Raw genomic sequence first — 15,787 nt, 5'->3', positions numbered from 1 at the left:
CGATCGGCGTCGGCCCCGGCGGCGGACGGCGGCCGGCGCGGCGCGTGACCGCCGCCCGCGCTGACCGCACACCCCGGTGTCCCCGGGGAGCACCGCGCCGGATCTGACATCCTCGCGGTCCCGGTTCCCGAGCCCCTCAGGAGGACGCGTGCGCGCCGCCCGGATCGCCACCCTCGACGGCCCCTCGGCCATCTCCGTCGCCGACCTGCCCGAGCCCGACGGCGCGGGCAAGGTCGTCGTCGACGTGCACGTCGCCGGCGTGACCTTCCCCGAGGTGCTGCTCAGCCGCGGGCAGTACCAGGTCAAGCCACCGCTGCCGTTCGTGCCGGGCAGCGAGGTGGCCGGGGTCGTGCGCAGCGCCCCGGAGGGCAGCGGGTTCTCCCCCGGCCAGCGGGTGGCGGCCTTCCCCGGCTTCGGCGGCTTCGCCGAGGTGGCGGCGGCCGACCCGGGGTTCGTCTTCCCGCTGCCCGACGGCGTCTCCTTCGAGCAGGGCGCCGCGCTGCCGATGAACTACCTGACCATGCACTTCGCGCTGCGCCGCCGCGGGCAGCTGCGCGAGGGCGAGACCGTGCTGGTGCACGGCGCGGCCGGCGGCCTGGGCACGGCCGGGATCCAGCTGGCCAGGGCATACGGCGCGCGGGTGCTCGCGGTGGTCTCCGGCGAGGCCAAGGGCGAGGTGGCCCGCGCCGCCGGCGCCGACGAGGTCGTCCTGGCCGACGGGTTCCGCGACCGTGTCAAGGAGCTCACCGGGGGCCGCGGAGTCGACGTCGTCGCCGACCCGGTGGGCGGCGACCGGTTCACCGACTCGCTGCGCAGCCTCGCCCGCGAGGGCCGGCTGCTGGTGCTCGGGTTCACCGGCGGGGAGATCCCCACCGTCAAGGTCAACCGGCTGCTGCTCAACAACGTCTCGGTGGTCGGCGTCGGGTGGGGCGCGTTCTGGTCCGGCGAGCCGTCCTTCGTCCAGGAGCAGTGGACCGACCTGCTGCCGCTGCTCGAGCAGGGCCGCCTGCAGCCGGTGCTCGGCTCGGTGCACGACCTCGACGACGCCGCGGCCGCCGTCACCGAGCTCGACGAGCGGCGCGCGACCGGCAAGGTGCTGCTGCGCGTCCGCTGAGCGGTGTGAGCCGATCGGCACCTCCTCCTGCCCCACCCGCCCCGCCGCCCGCCGGACACTGGGAGGGGAACGAGGAGCAGGAGGAGGAGGAACCGTGTCGGCAGAGCTGACCGAGCTGCACGAGGACTACGTCTGGCGGGTCAACCGGGCCGTCGCCGAGGACCGCACGGACGTCGTCCGCGAGCTGTACGAGGAGTACTTCGAGGCGGCGCTGGAGCGCATCCTCGCCACCGCCTGAGCCGCGGCCGGCGTCCGCAGCAGCTCCGCGCCGGCGGTGCCCGCGGCGGCCCAGGCCAGGACCACCAGCCACGACAGCGGGTCGAGCGGCCGGCAGCCGAAGAACCGGCTCACCCCCGGCGTCTGGACCACGGCGGCCAGCGCCAGCAGCGAGCCCGCGGCCGTCGCCAGCACCAGCGGGCTGCGCCGCCCCGACCACGCGGTCTGCCCGAGCTGGGTGGCGATGAGCGCGGCCAGCCCCATCGTCCCGGCGTGCCGGCGGCCGGCCAGCCGCCCGGTGGCCCACGCGCCGGTGGCCCCGGCCGCCGTCGCCACCCCGCGGACGGCGACCAGCTCCCGCACCGACGCGGTGAACCCCCGCTGCGGGCCGGCCGTCAGCACCGCCTCCAGCGGGTGCCCGGCCAGCGGGCCGCCGTCGGACGACGGGGCGGCGGTGCGCGGCGCGGCCACCGCGACGGCGAGTGCGGGGAACATGTCGGTGAGCAGGTTGACCAGCAGCAGCTGGCGGGTCCCCAGCGGTGACCGCCCGCCGAACGCGGTGCCGAGCACGGTGAACCCGACCTCGCCGGCGTTGCCCCCGACGAGGATGGCCACCGCGTCGCGCACCCGCGACCACAGCGCCCGGCCCTCGGCGACGGCGTCGACCAGCCGGGTCAGGTCGGCGTCGGTGACCACGAGGTCGGCCGCGCTGCGCGCCGCGGGCGACTCCGCGCCGGCCACCCCGACCCCGACGTCGGCCAGCCGGATCGCTGCCGCGTCGTTGACGCCGTCGCCGGTCATCGCCAGCGTGGCGCCGGCCCTGCGCAGCGCGCCGACCAGCAGCACCTTCTGCTCCGGCGACAGCCGGGCGAACACCGCCGCACCCGCCACCAGCCGGGCCCGCTCGGCCTCCGACGCCCGGGCCAGCTGGGCGCCGGTGACCACCCGGTCGGCGTCGGGGACGCCGGCCTGGGCGGCGATCGCCGCGGCGGTCTCGGGGTGGTCGCCGGTGGCCACCAGCACCCGCACCCCGGCCGCGCGCAGCTGCTCGACGGCGGCCGCCGACGACGGCCGCACCGTGTCGGCCAGCCCCACCAGGCCGCGCAGGGTGAGCCCCTCGGCGGCGGCCTCCAGGTCGTCGGGGCGCCCGTCGACGGCGCGGTCGGCGACGGCGAGCACCCGCAGCCCCGCGCACGCCAGCTCCTGCACCCGCGCCGCGGCGCCCCCGGCGTCGGTGCACCGGCGCAGCACCACCTCCGGGGCGCCCTTGACCACCAGCCGGCCCCCGCGCAGCGCGGCGGAGAGGCCCCGGCCGGTGGCGAAGGGCACGCTGGCCTCCGGCGGTTCCCCCGCGGCCACCCCGCGGTCGCGCGCGGCCGTGACGACGGCGCGGTCGGTCTCGTGCGCCTCGTCGTCGCCGGCGCCGACGGCCGCCGCGGCCAGCGCCAGCAGGTCGTCGTCGGCCAGGTCGCGGTCCAGCGGGACGAGGCGGACCACCTGCAGCCGGTTCTCCGTCAGCGTGCCGGTCTTGTCGAAGCAGACGGTGTCCACCCGGCCCAGCGCCTCGAGCACGCGTGCGCTGCGGACGACGGCCCCGCGCCCCGACAGCCGCCGCGCTGCGGCCTGCTGGGCGACGGTGGCCACCAGCGGCAGCCCCTCCGGCACCGCGGCGACCGCGACGGCCACCCCGGCGCCGACCGCCTCGCGCAGCGGCCGCCGCCACAGCACGCCGAGCGCGGTCACCGCGGCACCGCCGGCCAGCGTCAGGGGCAGCACCGAGCGGGTCAGCTCCGCCAGCCGCGTCTGCACCCCGGCCGGCGGCGGCCCGCCGCCGGCCGCGCGGGTGGCCCGCCCGGCCTGGGTGGCCGACCCGACGGCGACGACCACCGCGCGGCCGCTGCCGGCCACCACCGTGGTGCCGTCGAAGAGCACGCACCGGCGGTCGGCCACGTCGGCGCCGGGGGTGGCGGCCACCGACTTGGCCACGGCCAGCGACTCCCCGGTCAGGCTCGACTCGTCGACCTCCAGGTCCTCGGCCGCCAGCAGCCGGGCGTCGGCGGCCACCACGTCGCCGGAGGACACGACGACCACGTCGCCCACCCGCAGCTCGCCGGCGGGCACCTCCTCGACGCCGCCGTCGCGCTCGCGCCGCACCCGCACGTCCTGCTCGAGCAGCAGCGACTCCAGCGCGGTCTCCGCCCGCACCCGCTGCAGCGCCCCGAGCAGCGCGTTGACCACCGTCACGCTGCCGACCAGCACCGCGTCGGCACTCTCGCCGAGCACCGCGGTGGCGCCCGCACCGGCGCCGAGCACGGGGGTGAGCGGGTCGGCGAGCTCCGCGGCCACGGTGCGGGCGAACCGGGCCGGGCCGCGCAGCAGCGCCGCTCCCGGGACCGGCCGGCGCCGCCGCGGCTCCGGTGCCGCGGGCAGCGCGGCGAGCCGGCGGACGACGTCGTCGGGGTCGAGCGCGTGCCACGGCGTGTGCACCGACGGCGCGGGGTCGGGCCGGCGGGCGACCCGCACCGCCGTCCACGCGCCGTCGAGGAGGGTCGCGACCGTGGCGGTCTTGCCCGGGGTGGTGGCCTTGCGCTGGCCGTACAGCGGCGAGCCGACGGCGGCCAGCAGGGTGCCCAGGACGTTGCCGGTCAGCGCGCTCTGCACGGACCGGCGGCTGACCGCCCGGGCGTCGGCGGTGGCGGCCACGACCCGGCAGACCGGGGCCAGCCCCGGGCCGGTGAGCAGGTCGGCGCCCCACGCCGGCGTGCGGCCCGGGCCGACGGGGGCCACGCCGACGTCGGCGGCCAGCAGCGCGGCCGGGTCGAGCGCCGACACCAGCAGCACGCCGTGTCCCTCGCCCTGCAGCCGGCGGACGACGGCGGCCAGCGGCTCGCCGTCGGTCTCCACCTGCCCGGCCATGCCGGCGAGCTCGCGGGCGCCGGCGTGCGCGGTGAGCACCAGCAGGTGCCCGGCGGAGACCGCCGCGCTCAGCAGCGCCTCGGCGTGCGGGTCGAGCTCGGGGGCGACGAGCACGGTGCCCACCCGGCGGCGCCCGGCGTACAGCGTCCGCTGCTGCCCGCCGTCCGCTGCCGGCCGTGGCGGGCCGAGCCGTGTGCCGCCGTGGTCACCGCCGTGGTCGCCGAGGTGGTCACCGCCGCCGTCGGCGTCCAGCAGCCGCGACGCCGCCGTCCAGACCCGGGCGTCGTCCCACTCGTCGGCCTCGGCGGTGGCCTCGAGCACCACCGGCGGGCCGGTGCACAGCGCCGCGCCGTCGACGACCACGCAGTCGACCCGGTCCAGGCGGCGGTAGACCGACCCGTCCATCGGCAGCACGCCGGCGCGGCACAGCAGCAGGTCCAGCGTGGCGGCGAAGGACTCGCGGCCCTGCAGCGCCGCCTTGGGGCTGAGCGCCTTGACCAGGTCGGCCGCGCGCCCGGGCCGCCGGGTCAGCGCCAGGACGGCGAGCGCGGCGGCCGTGGTGGCCGGGCCCAGCCGCGCCCGGTACCGTTCGAGCACCCCCGGCGGGAGCGGCTCCGGGCGCGGGCCGGCGTCCACGGCCTCCGGGGGGTCCTCGTCCGGGTGCGGGCGGCACAGCTCCTCCTCGCGCCGGCACCACACCTGCCGGCGGGCGCGGGCCTCCAGCGCCTGCTGCAGCGAGGAGACGGCGTTGAGGGCCGGCACCGTGGAGCTCTGGGTGAGCGCGTGCAGGCCGGCCGACAGCGCGTCGAAGGCCAGGCCGGTGCCCACGCCGCCGATCCGCCGGGTGAGCGCGGTGGTCAGCCAGTCCTGCGCGTCGAGCAGCGGCAGGGCGAGGGTGACGTGCCGGGACAGCGGCGGCACCGGCAGCACCCGGCCCAGCGCGGCGACGCCGACGGCGAGCAGGTCGGCGGTGGCCGAGGTGAGGGCGGCCAGCACCGGCTCGAGGTCGGCGGGGTGGTCCTCGCGCTCGGGCAGCCCGGAGTCGCCGGCGACCGCCTCGTGCAGCGCGCCGACGGTCCCGACGACGTCGTCGACGCCGACCCGGCGCTCGTCGACGGCGACCAGCACCCGGCCGACCACCTCGTTGACCGCCGCCCACCGCACGCCCTCGAGCCCCTCGAGGCGCTCGCGCAGGGCCCGGCCGGCGTCGGGCGGGGCGTCCGGCGCGGGCTCGGGCACCTCGACCTGCACGACCCCCGGCCCGGCCCACACCCGCGGGGTGCGGCGCGCCTGCGGCGGCTCGAACATCCCCCTGACGACGCCGGCGAGCTCCCGGACGTGACCGGTGGGCAGCGGGTCGGCGCCGGTGACCAGCCGGCCGACCACGCGCACGCCCGGCGCGGCCACCGCCCGGACCCCGGGTGCGGCGACGGACCGCGCGAGACCGGCCGAGCGGCCGGCGACGGCGGCGGAGAGGTCCGCGGCGGCGCGCACCGTGCGGACCGACGTCCGCGCCGACGTGCGCACCGTGGCGCCGAGCAGGTCCGCCCCGACGAGCGCCGGGGCGGCGGCCAGGCCGGCGCCGGTCACCGCCAGGCGGGCCGCCCCGGACACCGCGGCGCGCGCCGCGCCGTACCGCGGGAGGAGGCTCACCGGAGGACCCCCGGCCACCCGGCCGTCGCCTGCCGTCCGCTCATCGTCGGCCTCCCGGTCCCTCGCCGCTCATCCTGCTCGGGATCGTCCGGATCCGCACCGGGGGACGGCGTCCCGCTCCGGACGTCCGGGACCCGGGTCAGGCGCGGGCCTCCAGCACGAGGTTGAAGGGCGTCTCCGCGGCCCGCCGGACCGAGCCGAACCCGGCGTCGTGCAGGAGCTCGGTCAGCCGTGCCTCGCCCGCCTGGGCACCGAGCGCGGTCCCGGGTTCCGCCGACAGGGAGTGCGGGACGCAGATGACGGTGGAGGCCCCGTAGTACAGCCGTCCCACCGGGTTGAGGTTGTCCTCGACCCGGTCACCGGCCATCGGCTCCACGAGCAGGAGGCTCCCCTCCAAGCCGAGCACCTCGCGGACGTGCCGGGCCGCGCCCAGCGGGTCGGGCATGTCGTGGAGGGCGTCGAAGACGGTCACCAGGTCGTAGTCCGTGCCGGGGAAGTCCGCCGCGGACGCGACCTCGAAGGACACCCGGTCGGCGAGACCGGCCTCGACGGCGCGCTTGCGGGCCAGGTCGACCGACGCCCGGTGGTAGTCGAAACCGACGACGTGCGAGGCGGGGAACGCCTCGGCCATCAGCAGCGTCGACGACCCGTGCCCGCAGCCGACGTCGGCCACCCGGGCACCGGCCCTCAGCCTGGCCTCGACGCCGTCCAGCGCGGGGATCCACGCGGGGACGAGGTTCATCGCGTACCCCGGCCGGAAGAACCGCTCGACGCCCTCGAAGAGCGCCGGGTCGTGCTCGTGCCACGCGAAGCCGGCACCGGCGCGGACCGCCTCGGTGAGCCGGTCGACGCTCTGCGCCACGCCGACCGGGCAGAGGAAGGCGGCGGCCGCCTGCATGCCACCCGGTTCGGCGAGGAGGAACGCCTGCTCCTCGGTGAGGGAGTAGCGGCCGTCGGCCGGGTCGTGGGTCACGTAGCCGCCGGCGGCCTGGCCGGCCAGCCACTCGCGCACGTAGCGCTCCCCGGCGCCCGCCTCGGCGGCCACCTCCTCGGCGGTGGCCGGCATGGTCGCCTGCAGCGCCCGGTAGAGCCCCAGCCGGTCACCGATGACGGCGCTCACGGCGTGGTAGGCCCCGCCGAGGTCGACGACGAAGCGGCCGAGCAGCTGGTCGAGCCGGTCCTGGTCGAGGGTCATGGCAGTCCTCCTCCGGGGATCCCACGGGGTCCGGGGGCCCTGGTGGTGAGGTGCTGCCGGGGAGGCGTCTGCGAGTGCGTCCCCTCGACGAGCAGCGCCTGGCCAGGGGCCGCCCCGTCGGGTGCGGGAGATCGTGGCTCCGGCGCCCCGGCGGGTCAAGGGAGACCGTCGCCACCCGTTGAGGGACGGCGTCAGCCGGCGGTCCCCCGCCAGCGCAGCACCTCCAGCGCCGCGGCGACGCCGAGGACGTCCTCGGCCAGCGGGCGCGGGAGCAACTCGTCGGCGCGCGCCAGCCGGCGCAGCACGGTGTTGCGGTGGGTGTACAGGCGGGTGGCGGTGCGCGAGGCGTTGCCCAGCTCGCGCACGTAGGTGAGCACGGTGTCGCGGGTGTCGGCGTCGGCGGCGGCCAGGCCGCCGAGGGTGTCGGCGAGGAACTCGTCGACGGCCGTCGGCTCGCTGGTCAGCAGGGCGACCAGCTGCACGTCCTCGTAGCGGGCCACCTGCTGCGGGGAGGTGAGCCGGGCCAGCATCCGCTGGGTGGTCGCGGCGTCGAGGTGGCTGCGGCGGAAGCCCTCGACGTGGCGGCCGGGCCGGCCCACGGCCAGCCGGACGTCGGGCGCGCCGGCCAGCGCGGCGGCGAGGTCGGCGGTGCGCGGCGCGGTGCCCACCGGCAGCCAGACCCACAGCGCCGCGGCGCTGGCCACCACGGTGAGCCGGTGCGGCGCGCCGGCGGCCCGCACCGCCGCCTCCGCCGCGGCCTCCAGCTGCTCGGGCGCGGCGCGGCCCGAGCCGCTCCACACGATGACGGCGGTGTGCGGGCCGGACAGGCCGTAGCCCAGCTGCGCCTCCGCGCGGGCCCGGCCCAGCGGCGCGCCCTCCAGCAGCAGGGACACCGCCGCGCGCCGGTCGGCGTGCGCGCCGCGGGTGAGCTCGGCCCGCTCGGCGGCCATCCGCTCGGACACCGCGGCGACGGTGTCCTCGATGAAGGTGGTGATCGACAGCGCCGAGACGTCGAGCAGCGCGCGCAGCTCCGCGGGGTCGCCGGTCAGCTCGAAGCAGATCTCCATCCACCGCCGCCAGGCCACGCCCTGCGCGGTGCGGTAGGTGTCCAGCCCGCTCTCGTCGAGGCCGCGGCGCACCAGGTCGCGGGCGGCCTCGAGCACCTCCGGCTCGGTGTTCACCGGCACCCGGGCGCCGGGTCGCTGCACGTTGGCCGCCGCCCAGTGCAGCAGGTTGACCAGCGTGGCCCGCCGGGTCGCCGCGGCCAGCACCGGGTCCTCGGCCACCGGCCGCATGCGGCTGCCGGCCAGCGCCGCGGCCTGCATGTCGGCCACCCAGTCCGCCTGCGGGTCCAGGGCCACCTCCGCGCCGCGGCGGAACAGGTCGCGCACCCGCGCCGAGACCTCCGGCCAGTCGTCCGCCACCGGGGCAGTGTGCACCAGCAGACGGTCAGACTGGTGCACGTCGTGCTGGCGGGAGGGCGCCCGGGCCACCGATCGTGGGAGGACGCCGTCCCCCGACCCCTGGAGCCCGGATGTCCTCCGTCCCGTCGCCGGCCGCCCCCGAGCACCTCGACGTCGTCGTCGTCGGGGCCGGCATCTCCGGCATCGGCGCCGCGCGCTACCTGACCACCGAGCTGCCGCAGAGGTCCTTCGCCGTCCTCGAGGCGCGCGGCACCTCGGGCGGCACGTGGGACCTGTTCACCTACCCGGGCATCCGGTCGGACTCCGACCTGCACACCTTCGGCTACGAGTTCAAGCCCTGGCGCGACCGGCAGTCGATCGCCGACGCCCCGCGGATCCTCGACTACCTGCGCGAGACGGTCACCGAGAACGGCCTCGACGCGCACATCCGCTTCCACCGCAAGGTCGTCGGCGTCTCCTGGTCCTCGGCCGAGGCGCGCTGGACGGTCGACGTCGAGCACACCGACACCGGCGAGCGCAGCACGCTGACCGCCGGCTGGGTGTTCGTCGCCGGCGGCTACTACCGCTACGACGAGGGCTTCACCCCGCACTTCGAGGGCCGCGAGCGCTTCCGCGGGACCGTCGTCCACCCCCAGCACTGGCCCGCCGACCTCGACTTCTCCGGGCAGCGGGTCGTCGTCATCGGCAGCGGCGCCACCGCCGTCACCCTGGTCCCCGCCATGGCCGCCACCGCCGAGCGGGTGACGATGCTGCAGCGCACGCCGTCCTACGTGCTGCCCGTCCCGCGCGAGGACAAGGTCGCCGCGCTGCTGCGGCGGTGGTTCGGCGACGAGCGTGGCTACGCGCTGACCCGCCGCAAGAACATCGCCCAGCAGCGGGCGATCTACCGGTTCTGCCGGAAGCACCCGCAGGCCGCGCGGAAGCTCATCCGCAGGATCAACACCAGGCTGCTGCCCGAGGGCTTCGCCGTCGACGAGCACTTCAACCCGCCCTACGACCCGTGGGACCAGCGGCTGTGCGCCGTCCCCGACGGCGACCTGTTCCGCGCCATCCGCGAGGGGAGGGCCGACGTCGTCACCGACCGGATCGTCACCTTCACCGAGGACGGCGTGCTGCTGGAGTCCGGCCGCGAGCTGCCGGCCGACGTGGTCGTCACCGCCACCGGCCTCAACGTGCAGGCCTTCGGCGGGCTGCGGCCGGTCGTCGACGGCCGCGAGGTGGACCTGCGGGAGACCGTCGCCTACAAGGGCGTGATGCTCTCCGGTGTGCCGAACCTGGCCTTCGCGATCGGCTACACCAACAGCTCCTGGACGCTGAAGATCGGCCTGCTCTGCGAGCACTTCACCCGGCTGCTGCGGCACATGGACGAGCACGGGTACGACACCTGCACGCCCGAGCCGAGCGACCCGGACATGCCGACCCGGCCGTTCCTCGACTTCGCCGCCGGTTACGTCCAGCGCGCCGTGGACGTGCTGCCCCGCCAGGGGAACCGCGTGCCGTGGCTGACTCCCATGGACTACGCCGACGACGTGAGGCTGCTCCGCGCCGACAGCGTGGTCGACCCCGAGCTCTCGTTCTCCTCCGCCCGCGCCCGCGCGGCGGTGGCGGCGTGACGACGTCCCTCGAGGCACCCGACGCCGTCGAGCACCCCGGGGACCGCTTCGTCGACCTCCCCGCCGGCCCGACGCTCTGCCACCGCGTCGACGGCCCGGACGACGGCGAGCCGCTGCTGCTCGTCGCCGGTCTCGGCATCGACCTGACGTCGTGGCCGCAGCGGATGGTCGACGGCTACGCCGGGCGCGGCTTCCGCGTGGTCCGGTTCGACAACCGCGACGTCGGCCGGTCGAGCCGGGTGGCCACCCCGCCGCCCGGCCGGCTGCGCCAGCTGCTGGCCCGCCCGCGGCCGGACGCCTACGACCTCCTCGACATGGCCGCCGACACCGTCGGCCTGCTCGACGCCCTGGGCATCGACCGCGCGCACCTGGTCGGCATGTCGATGGGCGGGATGATCGCCCAGGTCGTCGCCGCCCGGCACCCGGCGCGGGTGGCCACGCTGACGTCGATCTTCAGCACCACCGGCTCGCGGCGGGTGGGCCAGCCGGCCCGCTCGACGCTCCTGCGGCTGGCCGCCGGCGCGCCGCGCACCGTCGAGGAGCACGTGCAGCGGCACCGGGCGATGCTCGGCCACATCGGCTCGGCGACGTTCCCGCCCGACGACGAGCTCGAGCGCGCCTGGGCCGTCGGCCTGTGGGAGCGCGGCGGCGGCCCCCGCGCCCGCGCCGGCGTCCCCCGCCAGATCAGCGCCATCCAGGCCTCCGGCGACCGCACCGCGGACCTGCGGCGGGTCACCGCGCCGACGCTGGTCGTGCACGGCGACCGCGACCTGATGGTGCACCCGACCGGCGGCCGGGCCACCGCGGCCGCCGTCCCCGGCGCCCGGCACGTCGAGATCGCCGGGATGGGGCACCACCTCGCCCCCGGCGTCGTCGACCGGCTCGTCGAGCTGACCACCGAGCACGCCCGCCAGTCCCCCACCACGACAGGAGCACCGCGATGAGCAGCGTCCACGGCAAGGTCGCCGTCGTCACCGGCGCCGGGTCCGGCATCGGCCGGGCGCTGGCCTTCGAGCTGACCCGGCGGGGCGCGCGGCTGGCGCTGTCCGACGTCGACGAGCTCGGGCTGGCCGAGACCGCCGACCGGGCCAAGGCACTGGGCGCGCAGGTGCACACCGCGCGGGTCGACGTGGGCGACCGGGCGGCGGTCCTCGCCTACGCCGAGGCGGTGGCCGGCCACTTCGGCGTCGTCCACCAGGTCTACAACAACGCCGGCATCGCCGGCGGCGGCCGCACGGTGCTCGAGAGCGAGTGGGAGGTCTACGACCGCGTGCTGCGGGTGAACCTGTTCGGCGTCCTGCACGGCAGCAAGGCGTTCCTGCCGCACCTGGTCGCCTCCGGCGACGGCCACGTCGTCAACGTGTCCAGCCTCAACGGGTACATGGCGCAGCCGTCGCTGTCGGCCTACTGCACCAGCAAGTTCGGCGTCCGCGGGTTCACCGAGACGCTGCGCGCCGAGATGCTCGCCGCCGGGCACCCGGTGCAGGTCAGCGTGGTGCACCCGGGCGGGGTGAGGACGAACATCGCGAACAACACGCTCCGGGAGGCCGAGGAGCTGGGCATCGAGGTCACCGACGAGCAGCGCGCCCGGCTGCGGACGTACAACGAGAAGCTGCTGCGCATGCCCGCCGAGCAGGCCGCCCGGATCGTCGTCGACGGCGTCGAGGCCGGCCGGCCGCGCATCCTGGTGGGCAACGACGCCAAGGTCGTCGACCTGCTGGTGCGGTTGTTCCCCCGCCGCTACCCGCAGTGGCTCGTGCGCCTGGAGCAGCGCGCCGCCGGCGGGCGCTGAGGAGCGCTAGCGTCCCCGGCGTGCCCTCGCTGCTGACCGGTGAGCTCGACCGGCTGCTGACCTTCGCCGCGCGCGCCCGCCGGGACGACGGGGGCTTCGGCTCCCTCACCGCCGACGGCTCGCTCGACCCCGCGCACCCGCGCGAGACCTACGTGACCGCGCGGATGACGCACGTGTTCGCGCTGGCCTCGCTGCTGGGCCGACCGGGGGCGGGCGAGCTGGCCGGGCACGGCGTGGCCGCGCTCACCGGGCCGTTCCGGGACGCCGTCCACGGCGGCTGGCCGGCCTCCCCCGACGCCGACGACACCAAGGCCGCGTACGTGCACGCCTTCGTCGTGCTGGCCGGGGCGAGCGCGGCCGCCGCCGGGGTGCCCGGCGGGGACGCGCTGCTCGCCGACGCGCTCGACGTGTGGGACCGGCGGTTCTGGGACGACGACGCCGGCATGGCCGTCGAGGAGTGGGACGCCGCCTGGACGACGTGCTCCGGCTACCGCGGCGTCAACGCCAACATGCACGGCGTCGAGGCGCTGCTGGCCGCCGCCGACGCGGCCGGTCCGCGCGCCGGGGAGCTGCGGGCCCGCGCGCTGCGGGTGCTCGAGCGGGTGGTGCACGGCGAGGCCCGGTCGCGCGACTGGCGGCTGCCCGAGCACTACGACGCCGGCTGGCGCCCCGATCTCGAGTTCAACGCCGACCGGCCCTCCGACCCGTTCCGGCCCTACGGCGTCACGGTGGGCCACCAGCTCGAGTGGTCCCGGCTGGCGCTGCACGCCCGCGCGGCGCTCGGCGACGGCGCCCCGGGCTGGCTGCTCGACGACGCGGCGTCCCTCTACGACGCGGCCGTCTCCCGGGGCTGGCACGCCGACGGCCACGACGGGTTCGTCTACACCCTGGACTGGTCCGACCGGCCGGTGGTCGCCGCCCGCATGCACTGGGTGCTGGCCGAGGCGATCGGCGCGGCCGCCGTCCTCGGCCGGGTGACCGGCGACGACCGGTACGCCGCCGACCTCCGCCGGTGGGACGAGCACGCCGCGCTGTTCCGGGACGACGCCGTCGGCAACTGGCACCACGAGCTCACGCCGACCGGCCAGGTCGGGACGACGACGTGGCCCGGCAAGCCCGACGCCTACCACGTGGCCCAGGCCCTGCTGCTGCCCCGGCTGCCGGTGCGGGGCAGCGTGGCCGCCGGCGTGCGTGCCGCGCTGGCCGGCGAGGACTGACCGGGTTCGCCGCGTCCCGGTCACCGGCCCCCTGAGGGGACGACACGGTCCCGGCGCGGGGGTTCGACGGCCACGCCGGGACCGGTTCGCGATCCTGCGTGCCCGCTGGGAGTGAGCTGAAACACACCTGCGTGACGAGTCTGGCGGGCGGGGCGCACCCGGGGGGACTCCCCAGGGCCCCGCCCACCGCGAAGCATGCGGTCCCCTCCCCAGCGCCGCAACAGATGTCCCAGACGTCTACCCCTGTCCCCTGTCACCGGGTCGGCTCCACGCCGGCCTCCCCGGCTCACCGCCGCAGTCCCCGCGACCGGTCGCGCCAGTGCGGGGCAGGGCACGAGGAACCATGCGTCAACCCGTGTCCACCTACCCCGGGTGACACTGGTCCTCGGTCTCCTCTGCGGCCGGGTGGTCCCGGGTCTGCCGCGACTACGGGCGATGCCTAGCCGCTCGTTCCAGCCGCGCCATCGCGGGTCAGGGCTTCGAGATCCTCTGCCCGAGTGTCGTCTTCAGCGCTCTGGCCTGCGGGAAGTGTCGTACCCCGGTCGTAGGTTCGTCCCGTGGAGCAGCTCCGGGAGGACCAGCCGCCGGTGATCGCCGGTGGTCTCCTCGGCCTGCTCGTCGCCGAGCCACCCGAGCTGCGGCGGCTGCCGGTCGCTGCGCTCACCCGTGAGCAGAAGGCCGCCGAGCTCGAGCACGTCGCCGCGCTCAAGGCCCGGCTCGCCGCCTACGAGGCCGAACTGGTGCTGGGCCTGGCCGACGACACCCCCGACGACCTCGACCCCCCGCCCGGCACCCCGGGTTCGCAGCGGGGGTCGTGGGCACCGGATCCCGAGCTGCCCGGTGTCTCGGACTTCTTCACCACCGAGCTGGCGGTGGTGCTCAACTGCGGCCGGCGGTCGGCCTCGCTGCTCGCGCAGCGGGCGTGGGTCTATCGGGAGTCGCTGCCCGGCACCTGGGCGGCGCTGGCCGAGGGTGTGCTGGACGAGGCGCGGGCGAAGGTCCTCGTCGACGTGCTGCAGCACACCATCCCGGCGGTGGCCCGGCAGGTGGAGTCCCAGCTGATCGGTGAGGCCTCGAGCTGCACCACCCACACGCTCAGGAAGCGGGCCGTCGCGGCGTTGCTCGCTGTCGATGCGGACGCGGTCGACGCGCGGCGCAGGGAGGCCGAGCGGCAGGCCGACGTGCGCGTCCACCCCTCCCCGCGGGAAGGCATGAGCACCCTGGCCGCGGACCTGCCCGCCCCGGTGGCCGCGGCGTGCTTCGACCTGGTCGACCAGCTCGCGGTGCTGATGAAGAAGGACGGCGACGAGCGCCCGGTCGGGCAGCTGCGCGCCGCGGTGCTCGCCGACCTCGTCCAGTGCCCGTGGGACGACACCCGCCCACCGGTCACCGCCCACCTGCAGCTGTCCGCCACCCTCAGCGCCCTGGCCGGGGGTAGCGGCGAGGCGGGTGAGGTGAACGGGCTGCCGATCACCACTGGCCAGCTACGCGACCTGCTCGCCCGGCTCGACGGGCTGGGTGTGCGCACCCCCGCCGGCGGCTCGGTGACCCTGGCGATGGCCGACGACGACGGCGCCCTGCAGGCGACCACCTCGCTGGAGCAGTTGCGCCGCCTGGCCCGCCGCGGCTGCCCCACCCACCCCGACATCGACTGTGACTGCGGAGTCCTCGACCGGCCCGCCACGGTCGATGGCTACGCACCCTCCGCCGCGCAGCAGACGTTCGTGCACACCCGTGATCGCACCTGCCGCTTCCCCGGCTGTGGTCAACGGGCGGGGTGGGCCGACGCCGACCACGTCGTCCCGCACGCCTGCGGCGGCGCGACCGACTGCGCCAACCTGTGCTGCCTGTGCCGCAGCCACCACCGCCTCAAGACCCTCGCCCCCGGCTGGCGGTTCACCATGAGCCCCGACGGGGTGCTCATCGTGACCACCCCGTCCGGGATCACCCGCACCACGAGACCGCTCGGCATGCGACCACCACCGGGCACCGTGCCCCCACCGCCGCCGCCGGCGCTCGGTCCCGACGACCAACTGCCGCCCTTCTAGAACACCCTCCGTGTCGCCACGTCGACCCATCGACCTGCCGACCCATCGACGTGGCGATGTGGCGACGTGGCGACGTGGCGACGTGGCGACGTGGCGACCCGGGCACCGGCCGACCCGGGCCGGGCGGGCTGCTCAGGGACGCCACTCCTCCCGGTAGTCCGGATGACGCGCGTGCGGCAGTGCCAGGAGGGCGAGCGCCAGCGCGGCCAGCTGGTGGTGGTCGGTGGGGGTGGGCGGGAAGTCGGGCAGGCCGCTGGGCCGGCTGCCGAGGAAGCGGGTGTCCGGGCGGACGTCGCGGCAGGCCTGCACCAGACGGCTCATCGCCGCGCAGTCGGCCAGGACCCGCCCCGGCCCGAAGCGGGCGGCGTGCTCGGCCACCTCCGGTGGCAGCGGCCCGGGGAGGTCGCCGTCCGCGGGGGTCTCGGCGGCCCGGGCGGCGACCCGCTTGTCCTCCGCGATGCGGGCCATGACGAACTCGTCCAGCTCCGGTCCGGCACCCGGCCCCACCAGGGCCTCCGGTACGAACGCGGCCTCCGTGTCCATGCCGGCATCCTCCTGCCGCCGGGGTGCCGGCGGGGCGGGCGCGAGCGCGGGCACCC

Annotated in this window: 10 protein-coding genes; 6 read left to right on the top strand and 4 right to left on the bottom strand. The window is 77.1% G+C overall.

Going from position 1 to position 15,787, the window contains the following annotated elements; genetic code table 11:
• The first annotated feature begins 148 nt into the window (after positions 1-148).
• Positions 149-1,114, top strand: coding sequence for an NADPH:quinone oxidoreductase family protein (locus BMZ33_RS01100; RefSeq protein ID WP_091106928.1), 966 nt, complete (start codon positions 149-151; stop codon positions 1,112-1,114).
• Positions 1,115-1,240: 126 nt separating this feature from the next.
• On the opposite strand, the gene BMZ33_RS01095 is transcribed toward BMZ33_RS01100, so the two are convergent.
• From BMZ33_RS01095 to BMZ33_RS01085, 3 genes are all read right to left on the bottom strand, one after another.
• A complete protein-coding gene (locus BMZ33_RS01095; RefSeq protein WP_091106926.1) occupies positions 1,241-5,899 on the bottom strand; it encodes an HAD-IC family P-type ATPase in 4,659 nt (1,552 codons plus the stop codon).
• A gap of 139 nt (positions 5,900-6,038) precedes the next feature.
• A complete protein-coding gene (locus tag BMZ33_RS01090) occupies positions 6,039-7,094 on the bottom strand; it encodes a class I SAM-dependent methyltransferase (protein WP_091106924.1) in 1,056 nt (351 codons plus the stop codon).
• A gap of 191 nt (positions 7,095-7,285) precedes the next feature.
• Positions 7,286-8,518 (bottom strand): PucR family transcriptional regulator, encoded by a 1,233-nt coding sequence (locus BMZ33_RS01085; protein ID WP_169063722.1) that lies wholly within the window; start codon positions 8,516-8,518, stop codon positions 7,286-7,288.
• Between the two features lie 110 nt (positions 8,519-8,628).
• Between BMZ33_RS01085 and BMZ33_RS01080 the strand changes: the two genes are divergently transcribed.
• From BMZ33_RS01080 to BMZ33_RS01060, 5 genes are all read left to right on the top strand, one after another.
• Positions 8,629-10,131: a flavin-containing monooxygenase gene (locus BMZ33_RS01080; RefSeq protein WP_091106922.1), complete on the top strand. Its 1,503-nt coding sequence runs from the start codon at positions 8,629-8,631 to the stop codon at positions 10,129-10,131.
• Positions 10,128-11,075, top strand: coding sequence for an alpha/beta fold hydrolase (locus BMZ33_RS01075; protein ID WP_091106920.1), 948 nt, complete (start codon positions 10,128-10,130; stop codon positions 11,073-11,075). The genes BMZ33_RS01080 and BMZ33_RS01075 overlap by 4 nt, the downstream gene beginning before the upstream one ends.
• The gene (locus BMZ33_RS01070) at positions 11,072-11,923 is read left to right on the top strand and encodes an SDR family NAD(P)-dependent oxidoreductase (protein WP_091106918.1); all 852 of its coding nucleotides are present in this window, start codon (positions 11,072-11,074) and stop codon (positions 11,921-11,923) included. The genes BMZ33_RS01075 and BMZ33_RS01070 overlap by 4 nt, the downstream gene beginning before the upstream one ends.
• A gap of 20 nt (positions 11,924-11,943) precedes the next feature.
• Positions 11,944-13,140 carry an AGE family epimerase/isomerase gene (locus BMZ33_RS01065; RefSeq protein WP_169063721.1) on the top strand — a complete coding sequence of 399 codons (1,197 nt, stop codon included), beginning with the start codon at positions 11,944-11,946 and terminating at the stop codon, positions 13,138-13,140.
• 557 nt (positions 13,141-13,697) lie between these two features.
• Positions 13,698-15,188, top strand: a complete 1,491-nt coding sequence (locus BMZ33_RS01060; protein WP_169063720.1) for an HNH endonuclease signature motif containing protein — start codon at positions 13,698-13,700, stop codon at positions 15,186-15,188.
• Positions 15,189-15,320: 132 nt separating this feature from the next.
• On the opposite strand, the gene BMZ33_RS01055 is transcribed toward BMZ33_RS01060, so the two are convergent.
• The gene (locus tag BMZ33_RS01055; protein ID WP_091107813.1) at positions 15,321-15,731 is read right to left on the bottom strand and encodes a DUF6221 family protein; all 411 of its coding nucleotides are present in this window, start codon (positions 15,729-15,731) and stop codon (positions 15,321-15,323) included.
• Positions 15,732-15,787: the final 56 nt, after the last annotated feature.

Origin of the sequence: Geodermatophilus dictyosporus (assembly GCF_900115505.1) — a bacterium.
GTDB classification, from domain to species: Bacteria; Actinomycetota; Actinomycetes; order Mycobacteriales; family Geodermatophilaceae; genus Geodermatophilus; species Geodermatophilus dictyosporus.
The sequence above is the reverse complement of the archived record's forward strand: the minus strand, read 5'-3'. Positions and strand labels throughout refer to the sequence as shown.

What these genes read in the sequence shown, in the direction of transcription:
- BMZ33_RS01080 (WP_091106922.1), top strand. Translation starts at nt 8,629, where the DNA reads ATGTCCTCCGTCCCGTCGCCGGCCGCCCCCGAGCACCTCGACGTCGTC.
- BMZ33_RS01070 (WP_091106918.1), top strand. Translation starts at nt 11,072, where the DNA reads ATGAGCAGCGTCCACGGCAAGGTCGCCGTCGTCACCGGCGCCGGGTCC.
- BMZ33_RS01055 (WP_091107813.1), bottom strand. Translation starts at nt 15,731, where the DNA reads ATGGACACGGAGGCCGCGTTCGTACCGGAGGCCCTGGTGGGGCCGGGT.
- BMZ33_RS01090 (WP_091106924.1), bottom strand. Translation starts at nt 7,094, where the DNA reads ATGACCCTCGACCAGGACCGGCTCGACCAGCTGCTCGGCCGCTTCGTC.